Source organism: Dictyobacter sp. Z7_2, from assembly GCF_057551105.1.
This window is the reverse complement of record NZ_BAAJPE010000002.1, coordinates 2163721-2190482: the sequence shown is the minus strand read 5'-3', so window position 1 is coordinate 2190482 and position 26762 is coordinate 2163721. Positions and strand designations below refer to the sequence as shown.

At 47.8% G+C, this 26762-nt stretch carries 16 protein-coding genes; 8 read left to right on the top strand and 8 right to left on the bottom strand.

From position 1 onward, the window contains the following. Positions 1 to 71 precede the first annotated feature (71 nt). Positions 72 to 308, top strand: coding sequence for a hypothetical protein (locus tag AC27N8_RS22665; protein WP_487069668.1), 237 nt, complete (start codon positions 72 to 74; stop codon positions 306 to 308). On the opposite strand, the gene AC27N8_RS22660 is transcribed toward AC27N8_RS22665, so the two are convergent. The 3 genes from AC27N8_RS22660 to AC27N8_RS22650 all read right to left on the bottom strand — a co-directional run bounded on the left by AC27N8_RS22660 (position 309) and on the right by AC27N8_RS22650 (position 4692). Beyond that, positions 309 to 1127, bottom strand: a complete 819-nt coding sequence (locus AC27N8_RS22660; protein ID WP_487069667.1) for a tetratricopeptide repeat protein — start codon at positions 1125 to 1127, stop codon at positions 309 to 311. A 139-nt stretch (positions 1128 to 1266) separates the two neighbouring features. Beyond that, complete coding sequence (gyrB, locus tag AC27N8_RS22655) at positions 1267 to 3282, bottom strand: DNA topoisomerase (ATP-hydrolyzing) subunit B (RefSeq protein ID WP_487069666.1); 2016 nt, start codon at positions 3280 to 3282, stop codon at positions 1267 to 1269. A gap of 804 nt (positions 3283 to 4086) precedes the next feature. Further along, positions 4087 to 4692, bottom strand: coding sequence for a zinc ribbon domain-containing protein (locus tag AC27N8_RS22650; RefSeq protein WP_487069665.1), 606 nt, complete (start codon positions 4690 to 4692; stop codon positions 4087 to 4089). Between the two features lie 556 nt (positions 4693 to 5248). Between AC27N8_RS22650 and AC27N8_RS22645 the strand changes: the two genes are divergently transcribed. Next, positions 5249 to 6673 (top strand): glucosaminidase domain-containing protein, encoded by a 1425-nt coding sequence (locus tag AC27N8_RS22645; protein WP_487069664.1) that lies wholly within the window; start codon positions 5249 to 5251, stop codon positions 6671 to 6673. Positions 6674 to 6837: 164 nt separating this feature from the next. Here AC27N8_RS22645 and AC27N8_RS22640 read toward each other — a convergent pair whose 3' ends face one another. Further along, a complete protein-coding gene (locus tag AC27N8_RS22640; protein WP_487069663.1) occupies positions 6838 to 8259 on the bottom strand; it encodes a LuxR C-terminal-related transcriptional regulator in 1422 nt (473 codons plus the stop codon). 123 nt (positions 8260 to 8382) lie between these two features. Between AC27N8_RS22640 and AC27N8_RS22635 the strand changes: the two genes are divergently transcribed. Beyond that, entirely contained in the window at positions 8383 to 8970 is a 588-nt protein-coding gene (locus tag AC27N8_RS22635) for a PadR family transcriptional regulator (RefSeq protein WP_487069662.1), read from the top strand. Positions 8971 to 8977: 7 nt separating this feature from the next. Here AC27N8_RS22635 and AC27N8_RS22630 read toward each other — a convergent pair whose 3' ends face one another. Further along, positions 8978 to 9682: a SprT family zinc-dependent metalloprotease gene (locus tag AC27N8_RS22630; protein ID WP_487069661.1), complete on the bottom strand. Its 705-nt coding sequence runs from the start codon at positions 9680 to 9682 to the stop codon at positions 8978 to 8980. A 346-nt stretch (positions 9683 to 10028) separates the two neighbouring features. Here AC27N8_RS22630 and AC27N8_RS22625 point away from each other — a divergent pair, with 346 nt between their 5' ends. After that, complete coding sequence (locus tag AC27N8_RS22625; protein WP_487069660.1) at positions 10029 to 10514, top strand: hypothetical protein; 486 nt, start codon at positions 10029 to 10031, stop codon at positions 10512 to 10514. 182 nt (positions 10515 to 10696) lie between these two features. Here AC27N8_RS22625 and AC27N8_RS22620 read toward each other — a convergent pair whose 3' ends face one another. Together AC27N8_RS22620 and AC27N8_RS22615 are read right to left on the bottom strand one after the other, a co-directional pair. Then, positions 10697 to 14629 carry an AAA family ATPase gene (locus AC27N8_RS22620; RefSeq protein WP_487069659.1) on the bottom strand — a complete coding sequence of 1311 codons (3933 nt, stop codon included), beginning with the start codon at positions 14627 to 14629 and terminating at the stop codon, positions 10697 to 10699. Positions 14630 to 14698: 69 nt separating this feature from the next. After that, on the bottom strand, positions 14699 to 16009 hold the full coding sequence (locus tag AC27N8_RS22615) for a metallophosphoesterase family protein (RefSeq protein WP_487069658.1): 1311 nt from the start codon (positions 16007 to 16009) through the stop codon (positions 14699 to 14701). 454 nt (positions 16010 to 16463) lie between these two features. Between AC27N8_RS22615 and AC27N8_RS22610 the strand changes: the two genes are divergently transcribed. Beyond that, positions 16464 to 17147 (top strand): HD-GYP domain-containing protein, encoded by a 684-nt coding sequence (locus tag AC27N8_RS22610; RefSeq protein ID WP_487069657.1) that lies wholly within the window; start codon positions 16464 to 16466, stop codon positions 17145 to 17147. A gap of 47 nt (positions 17148 to 17194) precedes the next feature. On the opposite strand, the gene AC27N8_RS22605 is transcribed toward AC27N8_RS22610, so the two are convergent. Further along, positions 17195 to 17968, bottom strand: a complete 774-nt coding sequence (locus AC27N8_RS22605) for a transporter substrate-binding domain-containing protein (RefSeq protein WP_487069656.1) — start codon at positions 17966 to 17968, stop codon at positions 17195 to 17197. A 579-nt stretch (positions 17969 to 18547) separates the two neighbouring features. Between AC27N8_RS22605 and AC27N8_RS22600 the strand changes: the two genes are divergently transcribed. The 3 genes from AC27N8_RS22600 to rpoD all read left to right on the top strand — a co-directional run bounded on the left by AC27N8_RS22600 (position 18548) and on the right by rpoD (position 26554). Continuing rightward, the gene (locus tag AC27N8_RS22600) at positions 18548 to 21025 is read left to right on the top strand and encodes an amylo-alpha-1,6-glucosidase (protein WP_487069655.1); all 2478 of its coding nucleotides are present in this window, start codon (positions 18548 to 18550) and stop codon (positions 21023 to 21025) included. A gap of 1958 nt (positions 21026 to 22983) precedes the next feature. Next, entirely contained in the window at positions 22984 to 25080 is a 2097-nt protein-coding gene (gene dnaG / locus AC27N8_RS22595; RefSeq protein ID WP_487069654.1) for a DNA primase, read from the top strand. A gap of 433 nt (positions 25081 to 25513) precedes the next feature. Further along, the gene (gene rpoD, locus AC27N8_RS22590; RefSeq protein WP_487074733.1) at positions 25514 to 26554 is read left to right on the top strand and encodes an RNA polymerase sigma factor RpoD; all 1041 of its coding nucleotides are present in this window, start codon (positions 25514 to 25516) and stop codon (positions 26552 to 26554) included. The last annotated feature ends 208 nt before the right edge of the window (positions 26555 to 26762 follow it).

The window sequence follows — 26762 nt, the reverse complement described above, 5'->3', positions numbered from 1 at the left end:
CCGATTTATATTATAGGTTAAAAATATTTATAATAGAGGTAATACAGATTGAAATGGAGATGCTGCAGGTTATGGATAACAAGAATTCTTCTTCTGTTCCAGCTTTTCTAGTATATATAGTGGCTCAGGAAGATGAGGAGTGGCGGGATGAGTTGGATAAACAGTTGGCGGCAGGGGTCCAGGAGCTACCGGCCAGCATCGTCGAGATCAGCGAGCAGGCCGATACGCATAGCAATGAAGTACCAAAGACAGCTCCTATCAAGCGCGAGGATTTAAAGCTGGTCGGCTTGAGTATCTGTGGTAGCTAATCACAACTCTTTAACATAGGTAATATGTTGCTTAATCTTTTTCTTGGCAAATGGATCTTCAGATCCAAGGATGGCCGGAGGTCCATTTTTGCGACATTCGGCAAGTAGTTTCAGGTTGTGTCTGGCAATTCTATATCTGCGATTAATTTTGAGCGCGTGCTTCAAGGCTGCCTCAGATTCGTCGTAGCGTTCCTGCATCAGCAGGCAGATGCCCATATTACCCCAGGGCTGTGGCAAGCAGTCTCCCATGTCGATGGAAGCCTGAAAAGCTTGTGCCGCTTCCTCCCACTGGCGTGCACCCATCAGTGCCACACCTCGCTGGAAGTGTTCCTCTTGTTCGATCAACTGCTCCAGGGTAAAGGCACGGCCACGTAACCGCAGCTCTCGATTGGCTACTCTCTGGCTGAATCTCAGTTCTTTGTTGATCTTCCGCGTGAGCTGAGGATCTTTGTTCAGTTCGGCCGCACGCGTCAGGTCCTGAAACGATTGGCCCAGACGCATGGTGAAACGACTGGACATGCTGCGATTGAACCAGAGGTCAGCATCATTGGGGGCCAACTCCAGGGCTTTGCTCAAGGCGTCATAGGCCATGGGGAAGTTGCGTTGCAGTCCATACGCAGTTCCAAGGTGTGCCAGGACATCGACGCGCATCGAAGAGGTCGATGGGAGAAAATCCAGTAAACGCTCGCAACTGGTAACGACACCAGCATAGTCACCAGCCAGTAATTGTATGCCGATGTCATTGTACATTCGATCAGCTGGTGATGGATTGTTATTTGGGTGTTTTTTTTGCTTGGATAGCTTTGCTTTCCTGGCCATGTTTCTCCTCCTAACAATATAGTCCGAGAGGGAATATGATTCTTTATTTGAACAGTAAATTGTACAACATTATATTTAAAGGGATGAGGCGGCCTCTGGCTACCTCATCCCTTTATTACGTTTGATAGGTACTAAACGCTTAGACGTCGAGATTGGCACTCTTGGCGTGGCTCTCGATGAAGCGTTTGCGCGGCATGACTTCGCTCCCCATGAGCATACTAAAGACGTTGTCGGCTTCTACGGCTTCGTCGATGTTGACCTTGAGGATCGTGCGACGAGCTGGGTCCATGGTGGTCTCCCAGAGGGTCTCGGGATTCATTTCTCCAAGACCTTTGTAGCGACCAACTTCGGGCTCTTTGCCGTTGTGCGACAATTTGTATTCGCTGATCAAGCCGTCGCGCTCTTCGTCGGTGTAGACATAATGCACCTGCTTGCCGATCTTGACGTGGAAGAGCGGTGGCTGGGCAATATAAAGGTGTCCGTCGGCGATCAGTTGCTGCATGTGTCGGTAGAAGAAGGTCAGGAGCAGGGTGCGGATGTGAGCACCGTCAACGTCGGCGTCGCACATGATCACCACCCGGCCGTAACGCAGGCGCGTCATGTTGAAGTGCTCGTCGATGCCAACTCCGATGGCGGTGATGATGTTCTTGACTTCTTCGTTCTTCAGGACGGTGTCCAGGCCGACACGCTCAACGTTGAGGATCTTACCTCGCAGAGGGAGGATCGCCTGGAAGTGTCGATCACGTCCCTGTTTGGCCGATCCGCCAGCCGAGTCACCCTCGACGAGATAGAGTTCACAACGATCCGCCACACGTTCACTACAATCAGCGAGTTTGCCCGGTAGAGAGTTATCCAGTGCATTCTTGCGTTGGATGAGATCACGGGCCGCACGGGCCGCCTCACGCGCTCTGGCGGACATCAGACATTTGTCGATGATCGCTTTGGCTTCGCTGGGTGTCATCTCCAGATACTGGTTGAGGATCTCGGCGGTGACTGTCTCTACAGCTGGGCGCACTTCGGCGTTGTTGAGCTTGGATTTCGTCTGCGCTTCAAATTGCGGATTCTGCACTTTGACGCTGATGACGGCCGTCAAGCCTTGACGTACATCGTCGCCGGTCAGGTTGGCGTCCTTCTCCTTGAGGATGTTGGCTTTGCGGGCGTAGTCGTTCAGGGTACGCGTAAGAGCACTACGGAAGCCGGTGATATGCATACCACCATCAACTGTATTGATACCGTTCGCAAAGGAGTACTCGGTCGGTGTCCAGCTGTCGTTGTATTGAAGGGCCACTTCGACTTTGACGTTATCAATATCACGCGAGATGCTGACTGGACGCGCCTGTAAGGTGGTGCGGTTCTTGTTGAGATAACGGACAAAGGACATCAGACCACCTTCGAAGTAGAAGGTAGCTTCACGATCGGTGCGCTCGTCAGACAGGCTGATGGTCAGGCCACGGTTCAAGTAGGCCATTTCACGGAAGCGCTGCGCCAGCGTATCGAAGCTATAGTCGCGAGTCGCCATGACCGAGAGGTCGGCCAGGAACGTTGTTTTCGTGCCGCTGCCTTCAGCCTCGCCGACGATCTCGAGGGGCGTCACCGGGAAGCCTTTCTCGTAGCGCTGGCGATAGATTTTACCATGATGTTTGACATCTACCTGGCACCATTCAGAGAGGGCGTTGACGACAGAAACACCGACGCCATGCAGGCCACTACTGATCTGATAACCACCACCACCAAATTTGCCGCCTGCGTGCAGCACAGTCATCACGACCTCAAGTGTCGACATCCCCGGACGTTGATGATGCTCGTCGACAGGGATACCACGTCCATTATCTTCGATGGTGACAGACTCATCCGCATGGATCACAACGGTGACAAGATCAGCGTAACCCGCCATCACCTCGTCAACGCTATTATCGACAGCCTCATAAACAAGATGATGCAGTCCACGCTGATCGGTCGAGCCAATGTACATCCCAGGACGTACACGGACCGCTTCTAAGCCTTCGAGAATCTGAATATTCTGTCCGCTATAATTATCACCATTGCCGCCATTGTCGTTCACGATCCCATTCCCATCGCCATCACCATTCCCACTCGAATTTATCTGTTCAGTGAGTAGAGCATCATCATAATCTTCAGGGAGTTGCTCTGACATAATAGATTCTCTCGTCTTAGCCATCAAAAACACTCCAATATGGAAACCCGTCAGTCAGAAACGCCGAACCCACACGACATCAAGGAAAGCATCCTCGGGATACGCAAGCTATTTCACAAACGGGACTATTACAGAGACATCCTTGCCATACACAGATAGACAGAAGCCCCATACGCGCGAAGCTCATCTGACTCATACGCATGAAGATTCAGAAGCGCACGGTAGCACTTTTCATCTGCATGCCATGGAATAGAAATGGCATAGTCTGCCTTTTATTCAATAAAGAATTTTTAGGAAAAAGGACAACCTGCCTGAACCAGCGGGTCGACAGATCATCGGGCACTGGAAAAGTTTTTTTACAGGGACACAGGCAATCAAGCACAAATTTGGCTTCAGATGGGGTGACACGACAGTATCCATGATATGCATCAACATATACAGACATGCAACGAAGCTCTTTTGTGGATCCTTACCTTCATATAGAAAACATTCTCACAGCATACCAAAAATGTGGTACTGGATGCCTTATTTTGTTTCCTTATTATATCACATTTCAGCCAACAAACAAAGCAGGTAGGATGAACGGACAAGCCTCTTGAAAGAGCTATCCAGGCCGTTTTATATTGATATAGGCCTGGATGTGATTGAGAAGATTTAAGGAAGAGATAAATATGTAGAAAAAAAGAAAAATTCAGGATGGCGGCTCTCACTCATGTCATAAAAATGCAAGAAGAGGAGAAAGAGAACCTCAACCATCCTGAAGCCACATGATAAGCATATGCAGTCACATATTTAGTCACATACTTAGTAACGATTGCCGCTAACAGGCATACTGGGATTACCTGGCATGGATGCATTGGGGGGCATGCCCTGCATCGAAATCCCAGGCATATTACCAGGCATGTTCCCTGGCATAGGAGCATTGCCGACACTGCTGGCACAATAGGGACAGTAGGTCCAGCGCAGCTCAAGCAAGCGCTCGCACTTGGGGCAGGAACGTTTTAACTTTTGACCACAAGATGGGCAGACCTGGAAATCAGACTCCACACGGGCATGGCAGTTAGTACACGTTTGACGCTCGGTCATCTCAGCCAGCAGAGACTCTTCCTCTAACTGACGCTCATAAATTTCGGCTAAGGTCTGGCGAGGTCGCAAAATAAGGTAGATAAACAAACCACCCACGTTAAAAAGAGTGACCAACACCGTAGCGAGAATCTGTGACACAAAATCTTGCGTCCGAGAACGGATGTCGCGAAACGTCCAGATAATCAAGCTGAGAGAAAAGATGACCAAAAACATCACAAGACAACCAACAATGGGGCCATAGAGGCTCTGGAGCGTAGCCAGCGGGTCCGCAGAGGCCGTAAGACTCAGGTTGGTTGCTGAAAACACGATAAAATTCCCGTTCACAGGACAAATGCCCCTTTCAGAATAGAAGATGAAATTACTTTCTCATTTTTTAAGCACAAGGTATTGCACCCGTATTTGTATTTCAATTACTTACACTGTTATGTACAACGATTCACAGGGTAGCTGGATGACAGGCTAGGACTATGTGTTACAGACATGCAAACATATTCCAGGCAAGTTTGCCATACATGCACACAATCATGCAACCCTTTAGGGATATTTGTCATGTTTTTCCTAGTATACCCGATTACTCAAACAATGGTCCTACCACAATTTTACAACATCCTGGAATAAACTCTCCTAATAAGAAAATATATCGTCGCATTGTATCATCAACAGCAACCAAAATAGGAGAAGAATCGAGGAAAATTCTAATCTAGTTCTTCAATACAGGACTAATTTCTTATTCTTTAGCCGCTTTTAGAGTGATATGATAGGTTGTAGCTAGCTGTGTTTCTACGCTTCAAGGAACATTTAGAGCGGATTGGTTGGGGATTTGGGGAGAATGTGTTATACTTAGAACAAAGGTTCGTTTTTATTCAAGGAGGTTGTCTACATGGCGAGTGGAAACTACGCCAAAAAGCCAGTGCCATCAACGCCTAAAGATGATCGCACATTGATTCCTGCCCGTGCTACCAGGCATCTGCTATATATGACAGATGACACCGATGACACCGATGCAGAGAATATCACCTTCAGTCGTGATAGCGCCTCTGTACGCCCCTTGACGACGGAGAAGGTAGATGTTCCGAGGAATCGTACCAGAAATACGACGACTTCCACGACGACAAGAAAACCTCGCGCTCCTAAAACAAATAATGTGACACAGATGCCGAGTCCTGAGGATACAGAAAATGCACCGGCCAGTCCCAAGACCCCAAGGACTCCCAAAACATCTACGACCACTACAGGCACTCGTCAAAAAAGTACCACTACCACCAAAACTTCTGCTACCACCAAAACGTCCAAGAGTTCTAATAGTACGAAAAACAGTAACACCACAGAGACAGCTACGCGTATTCTGAAGCAGAGGCAAGCAGAAAATAATACGCTGATGCTGCCTGAAACAAAAATATCCAGGCCAACCCGCGTGTTAAGCGAAAACGCAACGCGAGCACTTACCGAAAATGCAACGCGAGCGCTGAATGAAGACGCACAAACCTATGCGACAACGATACTTCCCGAGACCCGAGGTGGAGGAAATCCCACACGTGTCCTCCCCGTTACGCAGACCATTCGGGCAGTCAACATAGATCGAGCCCTCGCGCATGACGTCCCATCACCATTGCAACAGATAGAACATCGTAAGCCCTGGTTAAGACCCTGGCTGATCTGTTTTATCTTTGCGACCGTCTCTATGTTTGTATTGATCAGTGCCGGTATACTTCAGCGTAACGACACCATCAACTTCTATAATGGCGGACAGTCATATAGTATCCAGGTAGGCGGGACGCAATCCAAGGATTGGCAGGAGACCAAGCCAGAACCAATCAAAAAGACTATCCCCAAAGCCACAGGTCCCTATGCAGTGCTGGGAAATCCTACCATCAGTGCTGCCTTCATCAATCAAGTACTCCAGGCTCATGGCTCGCCAGCGGCTGGCAAAGGTCAGGCCCTATATGATCTGGGCAAGCAGTATGGTATCGATCCCGTCTTTGCATTGGCCTTCTTCCAACATGAAAGCGGCTTTGGTACAGCAGGTGAGGCAACGACAACCCTATCATTGGGAAATTTGCGCTGCTATAACGGTGCCACCTGTGTTGATCAGGATCGCGGCGGCTACGCCAAGTACGCAAGCTGGGAAGATGGCTTCACCGCCTGGTATTCGCTGATTCGTAACTATTATGTCAATGTGCGAGGTTTAACAACAGTTGATCTAATCATCCCTGTTTATGCCCCGACTGCCGATCATAATGACGAGAACGCCTATATCGCGTCACTCAAACAAGAGATCGATGGTTGGCACGCCGGCGAAGTTTAATAAATGTAGCGTCGGACGCTTGCGTACGATGTCCCTGTAACTCGTACGAGACAGGAAGATCTCGGCGAGCAACGCTGGCCGGCCTGATCGTACGTCGAGTGGGACATCGTACGCAAGCGTCCGACGCTACGTTGGCTGGTTCGGGGGACACATTCCATAGGGGCTTAGGGGGTGATCAAGCCCTGTTCGAGGGCTTTACTCAGGGCTTCTGTGCGGCCGGATACGTTGAGCTTCTGATAGATGTTCGCCAGGTGAAAGTTTACGGTGCGCTCGCTGACATAGAGGCGGGCAGCAATCTCCTTATTGCGCAGGCCACGCGCCAGCAGATGCAAAACCTCCAGTTCGCGAGCAGTCAACGTGTCAAAACGACCGTTACCACGTCCCTGGCGTCCAAAGCGCGAGAGCAGGCGATTGGCTAGCTGCGGCTGGACTAATATTTCTCCACGTGCCACCGCCTGCACGGCTTGCGCTAACTCGTCCGGAGCAATATCTTTGAGCACATAGCCGTCCGCTCCTGCCCGCAAGGTTTCATAGAGATATTCCTCGCGATCATGGGTGGCCAGTAATAAGACTTTGATATTCATGTTCAGTTGCTTGATCTGCTTTAAAGCCTCTAAACTCTGACCATTTGGCAGCTGCGCATCCATCAAGACGACCTGCGGACCCAGTTCAAGCGACTCACTGACCGCCTGGAGTCCATCAACTGCCTCGCCAATCACAGAAAGAGCTGGATAGGTCTCCAATAAACGATGCAGACCAGCACGCGTGACAGCCATACTATCCACAATCAAGATTGTCACATGGTCAACTACCGGTACGCCGCCAGACTGAGGCACTACGGCTGTAACAACCGGAGGCGCACCTGAGGCGATAGAAGGCTCTGGCTCACCTGTCTGCTGACGATAGGGAAGGCTGGCACGTAGACGGACTCCACGTGGCTCTACGACTTCAATATCCAGGTTGCCCCCGAACTGCTCCAGTCGATAGCGCAGATCGTACATCACGGGCGTCAATAAAGCATCCTTGAGGGCAGATTGAATAGGTGAGGCATCGCGTTGGCTATCCGCCTGGGCCGGAAAAGGATCGGGATCAGGCTCTCCAGGATTACCATCATCCTCCAGATTTATCTGCACGCCATCTTGTCGGTAATGAAAGGCAAAGCGCACTCTGTGGGCGTCTCGATGCTGCGCCACTTGATAGAGCGCCTCACGCGTCACCAGATAGAGCAGACGCTCTGCCTCCGGCGCAAGCGTCCCTTTCAAAGACTGGTCGTGTTCATCGCCGCCGGTAAGCGAGATACGACTGGCCAATCCCAATGTCTCGGCAGTATCCTCCACCAGACGCGAAAGAGCCTCAGCTAAAGGCACTCCCTCCAGAGCTGGAATAAATGCATCCTCCATAGAGGAACGTACAAGCGCAAGAGCCTCACAGGCCAGCGTTTGCAGATCTGACAATCCCGCGTTGATGACCTCAGCATCGATCGTTGGATGCTGCTCTGCTGGCTGGATCGCTGATTGCAGAGCATGAAGCTCGATTAATAATGCGCTCAAGATAGGTAATAATCGTTCATGCGAATACGTACTCATATGGGAACCTCGCTACTTACTATAATTTCCCCCTTGACGTCACTACCGCTGGCAAGGATTGCTTCAGTATAGGTATTCTACTATAATGGGTTCTGTTAGAGATCGAAGATTGGGGAAAGAAATATGCAAATCAGTGAACCAGCCGAATATATGATTTTGGGATTACTCGATACACACCCAATGCATGGCTACGAAATGTTTCAACTCGTCGAAAACGGTACATTAGGACAAATTATTCATCTGGAAATGAGTCAGATGTATGCTTTTTTTAAGAAACTTGAACGCTTACAGTATATCGAAGCCGAAATTTCGACTCGAGGTCCACGACCTCCACGCAAAATTTTTCATTTGACGCCGACAGGACACAACGTATTTATCGAATGGATCGCTCAGCCTGTTGAAAAACCACGTGATATCCGCATCCTCTTTCTGATCAAGCTTTATTTTGCTCAACATCTAAGCGCGGAACAAATGTCATCGCTCCTTGAAGGGCAAATTCAGGCCTGTCAACAGTTTCTCACACATCTCCAAACAAAAAAAGGCCCAATGACATTGCAAACGGATGATGCCGCCTTTTTTGATCAAGTCGTGCTCAGCAGCCGTCTCTATCAGACACGCGCTCTGCTGGAATGGTTGCACGAGTTGAAAACAGAGATCATTCCTTCAGATAAAAAAATCAAAGCGATCCTTCCAGAAACAGACGCAGATTAAGAAATCCTCACGAGGAAGATTCTCCTTCGACAGGCAACGATGACATCAATTGCAGGAGAAATTGTGGATTATACTGTTTGTCACAACTGCTACAGGAGATGGGCAGGGAGTATCTACGCGTACGCGGATAGAGCTTGCCACAATTCGCACATTGATACATGTAACGGATGGGACGGCGTTCCCGTCGGAGGCGCTCCCGCTTAACACTCTCCTCATGCAACAAAGCCCGTAAGTCCTCTACGGTATAACCAGTGATCGCAGCCTCATCGATCGCAATAGCGTCATAACCATGATGATGATGGCGACGAGGGTTGCCCTGAACACGGTCCGCAAGATGGATCAGTTCATGAGCTACAGTGACCTCTATCGATCTGGCTTGCATAGCAGGTTCAATAAAAATAAGATGACGATGGCGTGAAACCTCTTCTTTTGAGGTCCTTCCAGTTGATTTGGCAGTGGGAGCAGGGAGGTAGCAGTAACAACCTAAAGCCATTAGATTGAGGCGCTTGCCAGTCCAACGCATATATTCCTGACGATCCTGAGTCAATGCCAACAGGCTAAGCTCAAGCCCTGGAAGTTGGAGCTTCTGTCCATAATGTTCAAGCCAGCGTTCAAGCAGCGGACGATCTCCGTGAATGATAGCCTCACCTTGAAGTGGTGGAGGCATAGGCATGGTCGATTTGACACGCCTGAGTCTATCCGTAGTAGCCATCTTTTCAATTCATGATGCGAGTACCCCTGATCTCAGAGATGGGAAAGAAGCATCACAACTCCTAATCTATATGACATAATAAATCCAATCGACATAAATTTCTCTGATGGCTTAAGAGCAAAGTAAAAATAAGATTTCAAGCTCACTTGCATCAGTAAAGACGATGAGCGATGTCGTACTAACAGTATATCCAGCAGAAAATGTAAATGCAAGTCAGGAGATTATATAAATAAACTTGAAATTTCATTTCCATTGCAATTATATGGCTTGACACCTCTACTTAACAGGGGTAAGATGAAGATTAGATTTTTACACAAACCTCCCGTACCTGCAAGGAGAGGCTCCTATGTCATTTCAGATCTGCATGAAGACAGACAAATCGTTGCAGCAACTCGCTACGGAGATACGCGACCTCTTATCGCTGCCCCCATTCGTACTTGACGCATTTGCTGAAGAGCCTTACTGCCAGTTCGATATGCTTGGCATGCTTGTACTCATACGTCAGGTTCCTGAAGAGGATAGAGATCCTGAAGTTAAGGATTATGCGTATTCTTTTGATGCAGAAATGTCGTTCCGGGAACATGAACTCGATACAGATACAATGGAATATAATCTACAACCTTATTATGCCCAATTGATCACATTTCACCTGGGAATAGAGACAGCCTGCTATGAAAGAAAGAGGGTGGGGCAACACTGGCAGATACGCTATTGCTTTTACAGCAAAAACGCAAATTGGAAAGATACATTGTTATTCGGCGAACCAGGCTGGGTACCAGCTGTCCAGGCAGGAACACCGGGACCATGGCGCTCAATGCATTCACTCTTCTAATATGGCACAAAAATTTTTATCTTCAAATTATTCACTTGAGTGGACCGATCGTTGATTGAGAGCCATGATCAATTTCTATTTTGCATGCTACCAACATATTATGACTCACATAAAAATCCTTCCACGCCTGCATGGAAGGATTTTTAGTATGATCGTTCAGTCGTCTAGAATATTGATTGTCTCTAGTTATTGTTCGACGGCAATTTAAGCGCAGCCACGGCGACAGTATGATCGTGATCACCCGCCGGAGCATCATCAAAATCGGCAAAATCATCCAGATCAGCAAAATCATCATCATCAGGAAGTAAAGCAGCTTGATCGGTGCCAGACGAAGCTCCAGCACTCGGAGCGAGCGCCGCTGCGACAATCGGCAAATTGCTCTCCACCATCAAACCGTTATCCATATAGAGATGATAGGGGAACATCGCTGGATCAAAGGCATCGCTGTGCGAGAGAAGAATAATCTGCTCAAAATGCTGGCTGAGTATATCGCCCGTAACCACATCGACCAGCGCCTGTGCACGACCACGATCGAAGGAGCTCAGAGGCTCATCAAGCAGCACAAAGCCAGGGGCGGTATGTAAATCTCGCGGCAGTGTAGCAATGGCAAAGGCCAGACGCAGAGCAAGCGAGAGTAGATCTGACGCTCCTCCCGAAAGGACCGATGTAGGTATATATTCACCGGCGGCCGTATCCCAAACCTGAATTTGAAATGCTCCATTACTGCTCGTATTATCCGCATTCTCAGTTGTCAAATGAACATCGTTGTAACGACCTCCAGTTAACAAAGGCAAAATCTGTTGCATGTAGTATTCTGTCCGTGGCAATACCTTGCTTAAGAGGCGCTGCTCAGCCTCCTGGACTAACAGACGGCCATGTTTCTTGGTCTGATAGGAGCGCTCTTCCTGTTCTTTCTCCATCCGGGTCTGTTCAAGATCTAACACTTCATCAGTAATCCCAAGTTTCTGGCTCAGCGATTGCTCGCGCTGCTCTTGCTCATACAGATTTTGCTGGCAGGTTGTATACTCATCTTCCAGGTGATCACGATCTTCAAGCGTATAGTTTCCAAGCAAGGGCCAGAGTTGCACCAGACTGTCAGGAGCATAACTGGTAACTTCAGGGCAGCCATGTAAAGTAAGGATGGCAGAAATCGATTCCTGACTTCCTACAATCTCTTGCTGACAGAGTTGTATTTTCGCCAGAGAAGCTCCTTCATGACTTTGTAGCAACTCCAACTCGTGTAGAATCCCCTCTTCATTCGCTTCCAGCAACTCTTTCTGGCAGCGCGTGCGTAGAGCGGTCAACGCCTCTGCAAAAGGATTCAATGGCACGATCCAGCTACCCAAAGTATTGCTAAATTTTGCAAGCTGCTTGTAATGCTCAGACAAGGATTCCTGTCGATTATTAAGGAGCTCAGTATAATGTGCGTAGCTCTCCTGGAACATCACTTTCCTGCCGAGGGTGATGTGGAGTTCCTCAAGCTGCTTACGAGCGACATTCTCAGCCGTTCCCACAGCAGTCTGTCCAAAAGCAACACCCAGAGGCTTCACGCGTTGGCGGAGAGAGTCCTGCAACGATTGTAGAGCGCCACGAAGAGCCATCTGTTGCTCACGAGCATGCTCTATTTGCTGCTCAGGGCTATTCATCTGGAAATGAGCCTCGCGGTCTTCAAGCGCATTCTGACGTACCAGCAACGTATCCAAAAGCGCCTGCTGCTCTTGCGCCTGATTTGCCAGAGACCGTGCCATATCCATTTTACCGTCAAGCGAAGAGATTTCATGCTCGGTGGCTTTGATTGTGCTTTCAACCAGATCCTCTAGCTCAGGCATCCCGACCATATCTTCGCCATCCAGATTAATCATAGGCAACGCGCCAGAGCCAAAGGCTTGCGTCGATGGTACAGGACTGGCCTGAATACGCGCATTAATACTGGGTAAAGGAAGATTCTCCTGACCAGCGAGGAGGGTAATCTCCTGGTGCATCAGCTCTACCGCAGCCTGATCGTTCTGGAGGTTCTCCTCAAGGTTATCCCATTGCTCCTGCTTACGCAGTTCTTCCAGGCGCGTACGCTCTTTCCGTAAAGCTGCCACGGCTTCCATCGTGACGTTGACCTGGTTGTGAGCCGCATTCGCTTCGTCCAGCTTGCTCTTCATATTCTGCTGGGCATCACCGAGATCGCCCTGATTACGTGTGCGATCGAGGAAAGCCTGTGCATCTTCTAGCGAGCGCGGAATTGCTCCACCCAGAGAGCGAATCTCATTTTCAACCTGCTTGATCACATCTTCGCTACCAGCCATACGCATTGCAGCTTCGCGGGCGGCAACCATCATTCCAACACGGCTAAGTGCCTCTTGCTCCTGTTGCTTAAAAGCCAGCTCTTGTGTGCGTGCTTTACTATAAGCCCTCCATAAAAGAACGATGGGGATAATAAGCACAAGACATAGGATAAAACAAGCAATAGTCAGGCCAATAGCAACGGTACTAAAAATCCAGGCTCCAATTAAGGCAAAGAAGATCACAACACCACAGACACTGAGAATGAGCATCGAGCGTGTCGCAATACGACGCGCCTGGACAGCCTGATCCGTCAGAACACTTTGATGCTGGCGCGCCTGGGACAAATGCTGTTCCGCTTGAGCCAGGCCCTGCGAGAGGCCTTTCAAGCGGGACCACTCTTCAACCTGTCGGCGAATGCTCAGCTGCCGCCAGATCTTCTCCAGTTCATCGGCTTGCTGCTGCACCTGTTTAGCCTCAAGCTCCACCAGATCGCGCTCATTCTCAGTATCATCCAGATCGCGCATGATCTTGCGCAGTTGATGCTCGTTTTCTTCGGCCAGCGGCTGACTGGAGACACGGTGCGTATAATTCTTTTCAAGTTGCGCCAGATGGCTCAGTCGCTCGGAGAGGTATAATAAACGCTGCAAACGATCTTCCAGGCGCGGACGTTGGATACGACGTTGGTCATCAAGATCTTGCCAGGATTTTTGTGTGCTACGCAGGCGGCTATGAGATTGCGCGATCTGCTCGTTTAACGCGCGCAGGTTTTGTTTAATCTCGTTGTGCTCATGCAGATCCTGCTCTAGCTCCTTGATCGAGTCAACAGCTGTGAGCAGATCATTGGACATGCGTTGCAGCGTCCCAAACGAGCGCGTCAGCTCAGCCAGATCGCTAACACGTTTTTCAATTTTCGGCAGCTCTTCACGTTCGCGACGCTCCAGATCGGCAATCTGCTGCTCAAGGATCGGCAGCTCACGATGAGCTTCAGCAATATCATCGTACGAAGAGATAATCTCGGAGAGCGTTGCATCAGCCTTCTTCAATTGCTGGACACGTCCCTGACTGCTCTTCAGCTCAAGGCGTTTCGAATGAATATCTTCAAGAGCCTGCTCTAACTCGCTGATCTCACTCTCTTGCTGCTCAATACCGATCAGATAATCGTGCACCTGCACGGCATCGAGAGCCTCCTCAAGCTGAGCCAATTGCGTACGCACCTGAGGGATATGCGCCTGCACCTCAGCCAGCATGAGACGTTCAGAGCTCACGCTCAGTTTCTGATCATCTTCAGAACTGATCTGGAAACGCTCCAGGAGCTCATTAACAATATCCAATCCTTGAAGATTACGAATCGTCGTCTCGCGCTCGGTTTCAGGAATAGTTTCCAGGCGAGTCAAGCCCTTTTGCTCGATGAGGCCAGAATTGCGCAAAGTGGTGCCATCGAGCTTGCCCAGGCTACGAATAATGCGCTGATTAACAGCGGCCAGATCAGTGATCAGAGGTTCATCAGGTGAGCCAAGCTGCTGAATCAGGAGAGAAGCTGTCTGGCCATTACCACGCTCGATAGTACGGGTGATAGTTAATTCACTCGTGCCAGCGGAAAGGGTGAGAGAAACAACTGCGCTGGTGGCACCATAGAGGATTAAATCGTCGAGAGAGCGATTTCCACGGCGAGCAGCCAGAGTTTCACCATATAAGACAAAATAAATACTTTCAATAAGTGCAGACTTCCCCGCTTCATTTGGACCCTGAATTAAGATACTACCTCGCTGGGGGAAGTGCAGGTTCATTGAGCGTAAGAGCCTGAACCGTTCAATTGTGAGATGCTTTAAAATTATCATGGGACTACTCCGTTCGCCAGCGCCAGATGGATGAGATCAAGTGGGTATTAGCAGAGAATATTACAAAAACTAGCTATTTTTTATCTCATCTATTGCTAACAGTAACTCTTCCTTTGTAAAATGCAATGCAGTTTTTTCATTTTCATCGGTTGCAGAGGCGATCCGCTCATCGGCCATGAGAGAGAGCTCCTCACGTAAAGAGAGCCGCTCATCCAACTCGGGAGAGACCTGCTCATCCTGGGATTCATGCAAGAGAGAGAGAGCACTATCATCGATAGCGAGAGCAAAACAGTGCTCTTCCCCATAGCGACGGATCTGATTTAAATCCAGTAGATGATACGCACTACGTGCGAGCTCCCCCTGTAACGACAAAAGAATCATGGCATTATCATCACACAGAGGACGCAAACGTTCCAGCATTATCTCGGTCGGCGAAGCAGCCGAGTCCTCGGGCCACAAATCAGCGGTCTGGATCGTCAAACGACGCATCGCCAGAGAATCAACGCTGATATGATTGCACCAGCGGATACCATCAGCGGCCAGCCCTAAAAAGACGAAGCCGGGTGCCTGATCAGGAGTACTAAAATCAATATATTGAGTCGCTCCCGCAACAACCACGTCGGTCTGACCAATGCGCGTCTGGCTATAGTTATGATGATAACCAGCAAAGATATAGCGGAAGGCTGTCTGCTTACGAATGCTGTTCCTGCTCACCATGGCACGTGTATCAAGGAGCGAGGAACCAACGGTCAAGCCTTCGATAGGTGCGTGCAAGATCAAGATCGGAATGGTTGCCCGTTCAATATCTAGCGAGACCTCCAGATCGGCCAACGGATCACCCACCTGACCAGGCAAAACTCCAAGACCGCAAATACCGACTGTAGTACCATCCACAGTAGCAAAGCGCGGCTCTAGCTTATGCGCCTCATCACGATGAGTTGGAGAAAGATATTGTAAAGCCCCCAGGCGGGCATAACTCATTTGCGGCGCAGGAGCAGAATTCCCGAGCAGGGATTGTCCAGCGGCAGGAGTATCATGCACGCCACCGAGAGCGAACGTCTGGACGCCAGCCTGCTTCAACTGAGCCAGACGTTCAGCAATAAAACTCCGATCGCGCTCATCTGGTGTTGTCGTATCAAAAAGGTCGCCGGCCTGAATAAATAAATCAACTCCCTGCACAATCGCGAAATCAGTAGCTTGCTGAAAAGCATGGCGCAGACGCTCCTGGCGCTCCTCACGCTTGCGAGGATGCTGACCAAAGCCCGTATAACCAAGATGATTATCCGAGGTTAGCACCACAGTAATCACGCCATCGCGTGGCGAATTCTCATCCTGGGCTGTATCTGATTCCAGATCATGTTTCACTAGATCATCTCCCATTGGGACCACATCCTTGCTAACTAGCAGCCATAATCAGCTACTTCACCACAAATAAAAGAGTGCAGACAAGGCCAGAAAAAAATGTAGTCAACTAGAAATACGTATTGAGCAAGCCAGAATTACAACATCTATCGTACCTATTATAACGAATCTTGAGAATAAATCACTGCAGAGGATTGCATAGACGCTGGCGCTCGTCCTCAAAGGTGAGTCTATCACAAAAGTGCACGATTAAAAACGAATCAGGATGGTAAGAGGGACTATTTGGGGGATAAAAGGAGGTGCCCAAAGTAATACAAAAGTACTTATTCTTTCGTGGTCATGGACATTAGCAAAAGCGAAAGAATAAGATGTTAGCAAGTATAATTTTGTCTGAGAATAAATTGTTTGTATACATTGTTGATAGCTAGTAGAAGCTATCGTGTTTTTATCCAATACGTGGGAGAGCAGAGTGGTGGTAGTAAAATACTTAACACAAATAGAGAGAGATAAAGAAACGAGAAAAGTTCTTCTCTCATTAGCTCAAAGCATCCAAGAACGTGATATCGTCACCTACGAGCATTCGCGTCGAGTGGCACTTTATGCCCAAAGATTGGCTCGCTATCTGGGATGGACCCGGCATGAAGCCCATGATCTGGCCTTAGCGGCCCTGGTACACGACCTGGGAAAAACCTGGATTGGCAACGATATCTTAAATAAGTCCGCCGCGCTCTCGCTCGAAGAGAGACGTAAAATGGAGCGCCATCCAGTCATCGGAGCGCATATCCTGGTCGGTTACGAAGTGCACCCTTTTTACGTAAAGACGGTGTTACATCATCATGAATCCTGGAACGGTCAGGGATATCCCGCCAAGTCAAAGGGAGAAGATATACCACTCAGCGCACGCATACTCACCATAGCAGATGTGTACGACGTATTGACTTCACAACGCCCCTACAAAGAGCCACTCACCATTGACGAAGCTCGTGAACGGCTCCTTGCCGGATCTGGAACAAATTTTGACCCCACGATCTTGCAGGCGTTTGTACAGATTCTGGATATGACACCAGACTTCACCTTATCGCAGCACGTATGTACACTTAACCCGAAACCTCTCCATGCGGCAACATTTTATAGTATGTTTACCGCCGATGATTGATGCATCAAGACAGCGATGATCACCAGCTGGATGTATGAAATCCCAGATTACCTCTGTCGCCAGAACATCCTCATATCTGACTGCCGATTCTCATTCGCACTGGTATCGTAGTTCGCAGGGAACATAATATCACCATGATAGAGTCCCCACCTGGTAATCAGAGTATGATAGGTACCATTCTCTTGCAGAGCCTGTAAAGCAAGATTGATTGCAGCCAGCAGGGCAGAATCATTCTTACGTATCACAATCCCCTCGACTGTTGTCGCAATCACAGCCCCCCCCAGCGCCAAAAGATCTGGATAGAGATGGATGTAATAATCCACTTCAGAAGAATCTTCATAGGCCGCCACAATCTGCTTTGACTGGAACAGCTGAACAGCGTCCAGATAATGCGTGATAACCATTACCTTAATAGCAGATTGCTTGTGTTGACGACAAAGATCACTGGCATGCGCCAGAGCACGCTGCTCTGAAGAATCCTGTTTGACAGCCACAGCTTTCCCGCATAGATCGCTCAACGCATGAATATGAAGAGGGTTTCCAAAAGCCACCAGCAGAGACTCACCACCGCGAAAATAAGGAATAAAGTCTACCTCTTGTTGTAACTCAGAAGTGATACTCACAGCAGAAATCACCACATCAAAACGCTTCGCCACCAGATCGGTAATCAAAGATTGGAAGTCATCAGAGACCACCTCAGGACGCAAAGACAGATTGTGTGAGATAGCATCAATCAGATCAATATCAAAGCCAGCGGGTTCTCCCTGAGCATCGAGATATTCTTGAGGCATATAATTGGTATAGCTACCAATTGTGAGCACATGTGACTGCAGTAAAGGTAAATTTTTGGCCTCGAAAGTTGATGACGCCGAAATTGACGTCTGTGTTGAAAGCGGAACACCATTACAAGCCGAAAGCGTCAGGAAACAGTAGATAAAGCCAAGAGTGAGGAAGCCTTTTAGACACACACAGCGCCGCCTACCCCTCCAAAAAGGAAAAACCATCAAAAACGAAAACTCCTCTCCCTTGTAGCAAATTTCGAGTGCACCACCTGCTCTACACGCCGTACATTATTAATATCTACCAGTAATTACGTTAAAAGAAGGCGTCGCATCACAGCGCTGACTTTTACAAAATGCGAACAGCACATTTTTCATCTTACTCAAACGATCAGCGCAACGTATTAGAGACAGCGAATAGAGCGTCAAAAAGAGAAAGCGCGAGTATTTCACATAGCTTGATGAAAGAAATTATACATAAGAGACTGTATCAGTAGCGGCTGATTAACATATGATATGATACACTAGCAGACAGGATAGATGCAGCATCGGCATCAGCCAGCAGACGATAGTCCACGTAGAGGCGCCAAACTCCTATTGAGAGGCTTGGAGGGTTCAATTATGACTATCAGATTTGATCGCACGCTTTGTTGCGAGCTGAACGAAACGATCTCTCGCGAATGGCTCATAACCAATGGTCAGGGTGGATATGCAGCAGGGACAGTTGCAGGAGTGCTTACAAGGATACAACATGGAGTACTTGTGGCAACGTTGCCAGAGACAGATACCCCGCAGCTTCTGATCGCGAAAATGGACGAAGAAATCACATTTGATCAACGAACCTACTATTTAGGCACCAATGAATACCGGGATGGGACATTCAATCCAGCCGGCTTTGTACACTTAGAATCTTTTGCTCTAGAAGATGGATTTCCAGTCTTCACGTATCGTCTTGGCGGCATAGACGGCCTGGTATTAGAGAAGCGTATCTGGATGGCACAGGGCTTCAACACCACGTACATTCAATATCGCGTTTTACCTCCAGTCATCAGCGAAAAACCTGGCAATCAGCGCGACACATCCAGACCGCCAACCCTGGCCAGCCAGGGGCTTTTAACACCAATCCCATCGATGCAAGAAAAACGTTCGCTCACCCTCACCCTTCTACCGTTGACCAATTATCGTTCATATAATACCCCACAAAGATATCATCCCGACCAACATTTCTATGTACGAGTCTACGGAACTGAGGAGGCCGATAAGAATACCGATAAAGCCAGTCTGGACTCCCTTCCCGAATTTCCCAAAGGGACTTCGGGAGCGAGCATCTATCCCGCGGCGGCAAAAAGACCCTATCACATTCTGGCGGTTGGACAGGCCGAGAGTAAAACTATCTTTATTCCTACAGGTGTGTGGTATTGGAACTTTTTGAGACGTCGTGATGCCGCCGCCGGACGCGAACATATCGATGATCTCTATCTACCAGGAGTGATACGTGCGCAGCTAAATTCCGACAGTCATGCAAGCTTGAGTATTATTATCAGTGCAGAGAGATTACATCCACAGCTCTATCAGCCCGAAAGCATCGCCCAACTTTATGAGGAGAATAGAAAACATCAGAGAAATTTGATTGAAAGGATACACTATCCCCGGCATTCCCAGTGGTCGTATCCAGAGACAGTGCTAAAAGGAAAAGGAGACGAGGAGACGACCTCAGAAACCGAGGTCAGCATTTCAATACCTTCTATGGTTTCAGATATCGATAGCGACGATTATTTACAGCACCTGCTCTACGCAAGCGAACACTTTTTAGTACACCCCATCCAAAATCCATCGCAATGGAAAGAGGTCAAACCACAAACGTATATTGACACACTCAACCATAGCATTGAGCATATATCCCAACAAGCATTAGTATTGCGAGCGGATTATTATACGATGGAAAACAGGACACGGGATGGCTTGATTGCTCTACCTGGTCTCCTGCTGGTAACAGGAAAGTATGACGATGCACGACTCTATCTCAGCACATTGGCCGACTATTTTATAGGTGGAGTATTACCAGATCGTCTACCTGGAGAAGGTAACAGGCTTACCGATCATGACTATAGCAATGTGGACATCACACTGTGGTACTTCTACGCACTCAATTGCTATCTCAAGGCAACCCGGCACTACGAATTTTTGGAAGAGCTTTTTCCACGGCTGGCCAAAAATATGAACCATTACATCCACGGCACACAGAACGGCATCTACTGTGATCCCAACGATGGTCTACTTGCGGCTCAGAAAGATAACAAGGCACTGACGTGGATGAATATCTACGACAATGGCAAACCAGTCACACCACGTGCGGGCAAGGCTGTAGAAGTAAATGCCCTCTGGTATCATGCTCTTTGTCTGATGCAAGGTTGGTCAGAACGTCTGAGCTATATGGGGCACAGTTATATAGGATATAGCAGTAACTACTATCAGCAGCACGCCAGCCAATGCAAGCATAACTTCCAGAGGCGCTTCTGGAATGCGACCCGAGGTTGTCTCTACGATGTCATCGATGGATCGGCAGGCAATGATCCAAGCCTGCGTGTAAATCAACTGTTTGCCCTCTCATTGCCGCACGCGCTCTTAGAGCCAAAGTATCAGCAGCGTGTCTTAAAAACCATCACAGATCAACTGGTGACGACATATGGTCTCAGGACGCTGGCAGCGCAGGAAGCGGGCTATCATAGTCACATTGAAATTGACCTCAAGCATCCTGACGCTTATCAGCAGGCGCTGCACCAGGGGAGTTGCTGGATCTGGCTCATAGGACCCTATATCGATGCTCTACTCACACAACAGCAAGGATCAATCATCGAACAAAACACTGATCAGCATCGAGAACATCTCTGGCGCCTGGGCATGCAGTTACTGGCAGCTCCAGGCAAACGTTTCTACGTCGATCTACTCAACATGTGTGAAGGTATCTTTGATGGAGATAGTCCTCAGCATGTTGGACCACAATGTTCATCGCTGTTGGCCACAGCGGAATTATTGCGTAGCTATGACCAATTACGACGCATGAGTATCAAGCAGCCAGAAAGTTTACTCTCACACTAACAACACACGCACAAAAAAAGTTCTGCACACTTTTCAAAAGTTATCCACAATTACTGTGGATAACTTTTGTTAAATTCAACATAAATATAGAGCAGTTGATAAAAACATATTTCACCGCCATATGATGAATAAAAACTCATATAACTATACATTTAATGACAAATGATTCATTTTGCAGCGATTTCATGGTCTTTTTTACCGATATTTCCTATAAATCGGACTTATCAACAAAATCTGTGGATAACCAGCTAAAAAATATATAGCTAGCAATATTGCGGCAATATAGCCAGTGATATAGCCAGCTATGATTTCCGCAAAAAGACAAGTTTTCCACATTTACCTGTGGATAAGTTTTCCACATTATCCACATTGCCCAAAAAGCGTTATGTCTAGTTGATAGTAAATGTATCATTCAATATAACTAAAATATAACTAACTATGAGCGCATTGCTATCAACTAGACATAATAAAATGTTATCCACATTATCTGTGGATAAGTTTTCCACATTATCCACATTGCTATAGCTGGCTATATCGCTGGCTATAGCAAAACAGAGCGAAATGCATTTATCTGTGTAGAAATCCTTCTGTTTTAGGACTTATCCACAGATAATGTGGAAAACTTATCCACATTATCCACATTTTTCATAGCTAGCTATATCACTGGCTATATCAATTCATCCACATTATCCACATTACGAGACTTATCCACAGATAATGTGGAAAACTTATCCACATTATCCACACTTATACACAAACGCCCTCCACAGAAACGCCATCTGCTCGGTACCGAAAATGTTTCAAGCAGGCAGTAATAATGAGCTCATTTTATGGATAGATAAATTTGCATGACATACTGGTTCCACCTGTACGCTTACTAAGAACATTTTTGGTACCGAGCAGACGGCGTTTCGGAACATTTTGGTACCAAGCAGACGGCGTTTCGGAACATTTTGGTACCAGGCAAACGGCGTTTTGGAACATTTTGGTACCGAGCAGACAGCGTTTCGGAACATTTTGGTACCAAGTAGACGGTGTTTCGGAACATTTTGGTACCAAGCAAACTGTATAAAGTTTGAAAATTGCGATATTTTAGTAAAAAACCCATTGATCAGCATCTATCCTGGCTGAGATTTCTTAATAGATGGTCAGAAAGTGAGGATTTTTCCACAGTGGGATAAGTTTTCCACAATCATTGTGGAAAACTTATCCACAACCCAAAAAAGGGAGACTTTCGATGTGGATAAACGGTGGATAACTTTGATTTTTATGTGGATAACTACAGCTTTTATGTGGATAAGTTATGAACAATTCTTCATCACTTGAAAAAGTTATCCCCAAGTTATCCACCGTTTAGGCCACTTATCCACATAGATATGTGCGTATATAGTAGTCGGGACCAAAGTGTCCAGAGGCCTTCAGGCTGCTCCAGAGGCTAGTTTATATACATTTATGTGTGGCAATATACGAGGTCGGCAAAAAGTTATCCACTTATCCACATCCCCTACTACTACTATCTTATATATTTTTTTAAAAATATTTATATATACGTAATTACGTAATCGTAGTAGTAGCTGTGGATAACTTTTTGCTGAGCCTCAAAAAAAGGAAGACGCAACTGATCAAACAAGCAGACAAAGATCCCATAGTGTTCGGAATGAAAGTGGAGAGAAAACAGCTGGATAATAGAGATAGACTTTCTTTGAGGATGGCAAAAGCACAATCCAGGGGAGCGAAAAAAAAACGCAAGAAGAGTATAGACATGCCCAGATGTCCTATCATCAATAGGGTCAACTTAGCTGTAGCGTTGTAAGTAGTACAATAGGTATAACCCTTTGATTTGGTTCAGGTATTTGTGGTTATACTTGATATCTAACATATAGCTTCTCTCCACGTCTATGTTAAATAGATAACAAAATGCGTAGGATCTCCGTGTCTTTGTGTCTGAGGATTTAAATATGGCATCAGTAATCGAAACAATCAAGGCCAGAGTGGATATCGTTGATGAAATCAGCAACGTTGTTACTCTACAAAAATCGGGTAAGTCGCTCAAAGGGCTATGTCCCTTTCATAATGAGCGTAGCCCATCGTTTTACGTGTTCGGTGAAACACAAACATGGCATTGCTTTGGTTGCAACGAAGGTGGAGATGTCTTTAGCTTTGTACAGAAGCAGCAGAGCTTTGAGTTTCATGAAGCTTTACTGTACCTGGCCGAAAAGGCTGGCGTAGCGTTAGAAGAGCCAGGGGGAGGGGATCCAGAGGAAGCACGTGAAGCCAGCGCTGCCAGAGAGGGTCTGCGTAAACTGAATGAAGATGCATTGCTCTGGTTTCATCAAATGCTCTTGCGCTCGCGTGAAGCGGAAGGTGCCAGGGAATATGTTCAGAGCCGTGGTATGTCTTCAGATACGGTCCTGGCTTTTAGTCTGGGCTATGCAAGCGAACGTTGGGATGGTTTATCAAAATTTTTGTTGAGTCGGGGCTATACTGAAGAAGAAATAGTGACGGGTGGTCTGGCACGCTGGCGCGAGAGTGATACTCTCGGTGGAGAGCGTAACGGCATCTATGACTATTTCCGCAATCGTCTGATTTTCCCAATTCGAGATGAGCGTGGACGTGTGATTGGCTTTGGCGGACGAGCTCTAGGAGATACCAAGCCAAAATATCTAAACTCACCTCAAACCATGCTATTCGAAAAAAATACTGTTCTCTATGCGCTCGACATGGCACGAGATGCGATAAAGCAAGCCGGTCAGGTTATCATCGTGGAAGGATATGTGGATGCTGTGATTGCCCATCAGTATGGAACGAAACAGACCGTGGCATGCATCGGTAGTGCCATCACGGAGAAGCATATTCAGAAATTGAAGAAGTTGACACGTCAGGTGACGTTGGCATTAGATCCCGACGCAGCTGGTAGCGCTGCGACTGAGCAAGGTATCAAAGAGGCCTTAAAAGGTTTTGATCGTACAATGGTTCCGGTGCCTCTCGCCGGAGGAAATGTGCATAGCTTTCGCCAGGCAGGAAAAAAAGGTCAATCAGACCAGAAGAAAGAGCCGCAGGTACGTGGGATCATTCGCCTTGAAGAGCAAGTAGACGCAGACATTAACGTCCTGCAATTGCCTCCAGGCGAGGACCCGGATGAAGTAATCCGTCGCGACTTTTCAACCTGGTTTTATGCCGTCAATCATCCTCTTCCGCTGGTCGACTACTACTTTGTTGTCAAAACCGTAGATTTGAATTTGCGAGAGCCGGTAGGCAAAGCCGAAGCTGCTAAGAGGCTATTGCCGGTTATCGCAATGATCAGCGACCGTATTAAGCGCGATGCCTACATACGCAAGCTGGCAAGTATGATCAGTATCGATGAGCGCAGTTTGTATAGCGAACTGCAACAGGTTCTGCGCGGCCATCGGACAGTGGCCGCAACGGCAGATTTCAGTGGTAAGACTGTCGAAGCAGAAAGAATTCTCGCCCGAGAGCGGGAACAAGCGAGTGAAGGGAGAGAGGCGCACAAGGATCAACAGACAAAAGCGGTTGAAGAGGAGAATAACGATAAAAAAGCCTCGCGCAGAGTCGGGCTTGACAGAACAGAGCAGAGTGCGTTAAAATGGGAGGACTACCTTATTGGGCTACTCTTACAAAATCCGGCCTTATACCCACATGTTTGTGTTATAATCAACGAAGGTGACTTCGCTGGGACAGACACGCGGGAGTTGTACCACATACTCAACTCTGTGTATCAACGTGAATCTTCCCCTTCATATCAATCCTTAGAACAGTCTGTGCCTTCGGCTCTGAAGTCCGCAGTCGCAAGAGTGTTTGAGAGCGTAAAAGCGATGTCTCCACGAGATGCAGACGCATTGGTAAAAGAAGCAGTTCAATGTGCCACACGTCTCAAAAAAACACGCTTGCGACAACTAAATACCGAACTAAAATTTCTTTTACAAGAAGCAGAAGCAACTGGTGATAAAATAGCCCGCAGGCAGTTTTGGCAACAGACGGCGGAGATACAAAGACAGTTGCGTACGCTGGATACCGCCAGCCATTTACAGGGGTAAATCAAGCTGCGCACTGTAGTGAAATACTAAGAAACAACAAAAAAGTGCCGTGATCGTATAGATCAATACCGGCAATCAACAAATCATTTTTACCAAATCGGACCAGAGAGCAGGAATTATCATCATCTTTTATCGTTTATCATATTAGGCCTGTTTTCTGAAGGGGGATGCCAGAATGGTGAATCGGGATCAAGAAGTGATGGATCGCGTACAGAACGACCGTGGTAATGTAAGTACCATAAATACAGGGCCATTGCCTACTGCGTTTAATCTTGAACAATTTAATGTAAATAATGACATATTGAGTGACACGGTAGATGTCTTTGATATTGACGCCGTCGGTCATCACACTCACATACCAGCAGAGGATCTAGACCTACCTGTTGATAAAAGCGAGATATTTGACCCGTTTAAGTTGCAGGACGAAGAGCCTATGGATGCCCTGGATCCAACCAAAGAGCCCCCAGCAGACTGGGAGCCTGGTCCAGAAGAAGTTGCAGAAGTGGATACTGAGATCCTGACCGGTCATAAATGGGATGAGCTTGGGGAAGGCCTGGGAATCGTCGTCGCTGACCTTGAGAGCAGCCTGGATGATCCTGTCCGCATGTACTTGCGCGAGATAGGTCGTGTTCCTCTGCTGAATGCTGAAGAAGAAGTACGTCTGGCCCAATTGATGGAGCGTGGCAAGCAAGAACGCATCCGCGCCGAGCACTTGAAAGTGGCACCACAGCGCAAGTATATTGCAGATGGTGAAGAGGCACAGCGTCGTTTGACTGAGGCAAATCTTCGACTGGTTGTGAGTGTCGCAAAAAAATATATCGGCCGTGGTATGAACCTGCTTGATCTCATTCAGGAAGGCAATATCGGCTTGATACGTGCCGTCGAGAAGTTCGACTATACCAAAGGCTACAAGTTTAGTACGTATGCTACCTGGTGGATTCGTCAGGCCATCACACGTGCTATCGCTGATCAGGCTCGCACCATCCGCATCCCCGTGCATATGGTCGAGACGATTAATCGCCTGATTCGGATCAGTCGTCGTTTGCTACAGGATCTCGGACGCGAACCAACGTCGGAAGAGATTGCCGAGCAGATGGAGATCAGCGCCGAAAAAGTACGCGAGATCATTAAGGTGAGCCAGGAGCCCGTTAGCCTGGAAACACCGATCGGCGAAGAAGATGATAGCCATCTGGGTGACTTCCTCGAGGATCAGACGGCTCTGGCTCCAGCCGAAGCTGCCAGCCATCAGTTGCTCAAAGAGCAGGTCGAGGATGTCCTGGATAGCCTGACCGAGCGCGAACGCAAAGTATTGCAGTTGCGCTTTGGCCTTGATGATGGTCGTAGTCGCACACTGGAAGAGGTTGGCAAGGAGTTTCACGTGACACGCGAGCGTATTCGACAGATTGAGGCGAAGGCGTTACGTAAATTACGTCATCCCAGCCGAAGCCGTAAGTTAAAAGATTACCTGGATTAATCCATTTTCCACAATGTGCATAACTTCTGCTGAATGTGGATAACTTTCAATTGCAGTCACGTATGATTGGTCTTAAGTGAGCCGTTTAAATGCGGCTCACTTTTTTTATGCGCCTCCTTTTCGCGCTTTAAAGAGCGTGCATATAACCGATTCAGGCATGAAATCTTGCATGTGTGGGATAGGAGGGCTATGAATAGACGCGCTTAAA

What these genes read in the sequence shown, in the direction of transcription:
- AC27N8_RS22600 (WP_487069655.1), top strand. Translation starts at nt 18,548, where the DNA reads ATGACTATCAGATTTGATCGCACGCTTTGTTGCGAGCTGAACGAAACG.
- AC27N8_RS22660 (WP_487069667.1), bottom strand. Translation starts at nt 1,127, where the DNA reads ATGGCCAGGAAAGCAAAGCTATCCAAGCAAAAAAAACACCCAAATAAC.
- AC27N8_RS22620 (WP_487069659.1), bottom strand. Translation starts at nt 14,629, where the DNA reads ATGATAATTTTAAAGCATCTCACAATTGAACGGTTCAGGCTCTTACGC.
- AC27N8_RS22630 (WP_487069661.1), bottom strand. Translation starts at nt 9,682, where the DNA reads ATGGCTACTACGGATAGACTCAGGCGTGTCAAATCGACCATGCCTATG.
- AC27N8_RS22615 (WP_487069658.1), bottom strand. Translation starts at nt 16,009, where the DNA reads ATGGGAGATGATCTAGTGAAACATGATCTGGAATCAGATACAGCCCAG.
- AC27N8_RS22625 (WP_487069660.1), top strand. Translation starts at nt 10,029, where the DNA reads ATGTCATTTCAGATCTGCATGAAGACAGACAAATCGTTGCAGCAACTC.
- AC27N8_RS22645 (WP_487069664.1), top strand. Translation starts at nt 5,249, where the DNA reads ATGGCGAGTGGAAACTACGCCAAAAAGCCAGTGCCATCAACGCCTAAA.
- dnaG (WP_487069654.1), top strand. Translation starts at nt 22,984, where the DNA reads ATGGCATCAGTAATCGAAACAATCAAGGCCAGAGTGGATATCGTTGAT.
- AC27N8_RS22635 (WP_487069662.1), top strand. Translation starts at nt 8,383, where the DNA reads ATGCAAATCAGTGAACCAGCCGAATATATGATTTTGGGATTACTCGAT.
- gyrB (WP_487069666.1), bottom strand. Translation starts at nt 3,282, where the DNA reads ATGTCAGAGCAACTCCCTGAAGATTATGATGATGCTCTACTCACTGAA.
- AC27N8_RS22640 (WP_487069663.1), bottom strand. Translation starts at nt 8,259, where the DNA reads ATGAGTACGTATTCGCATGAACGATTATTACCTATCTTGAGCGCATTA.
- rpoD (WP_487074733.1), top strand. Translation starts at nt 25,514, where the DNA reads ATGGATGCCCTGGATCCAACCAAAGAGCCCCCAGCAGACTGGGAGCCT.
- AC27N8_RS22665 (WP_487069668.1), top strand. Translation starts at nt 72, where the DNA reads ATGGATAACAAGAATTCTTCTTCTGTTCCAGCTTTTCTAGTATATATA.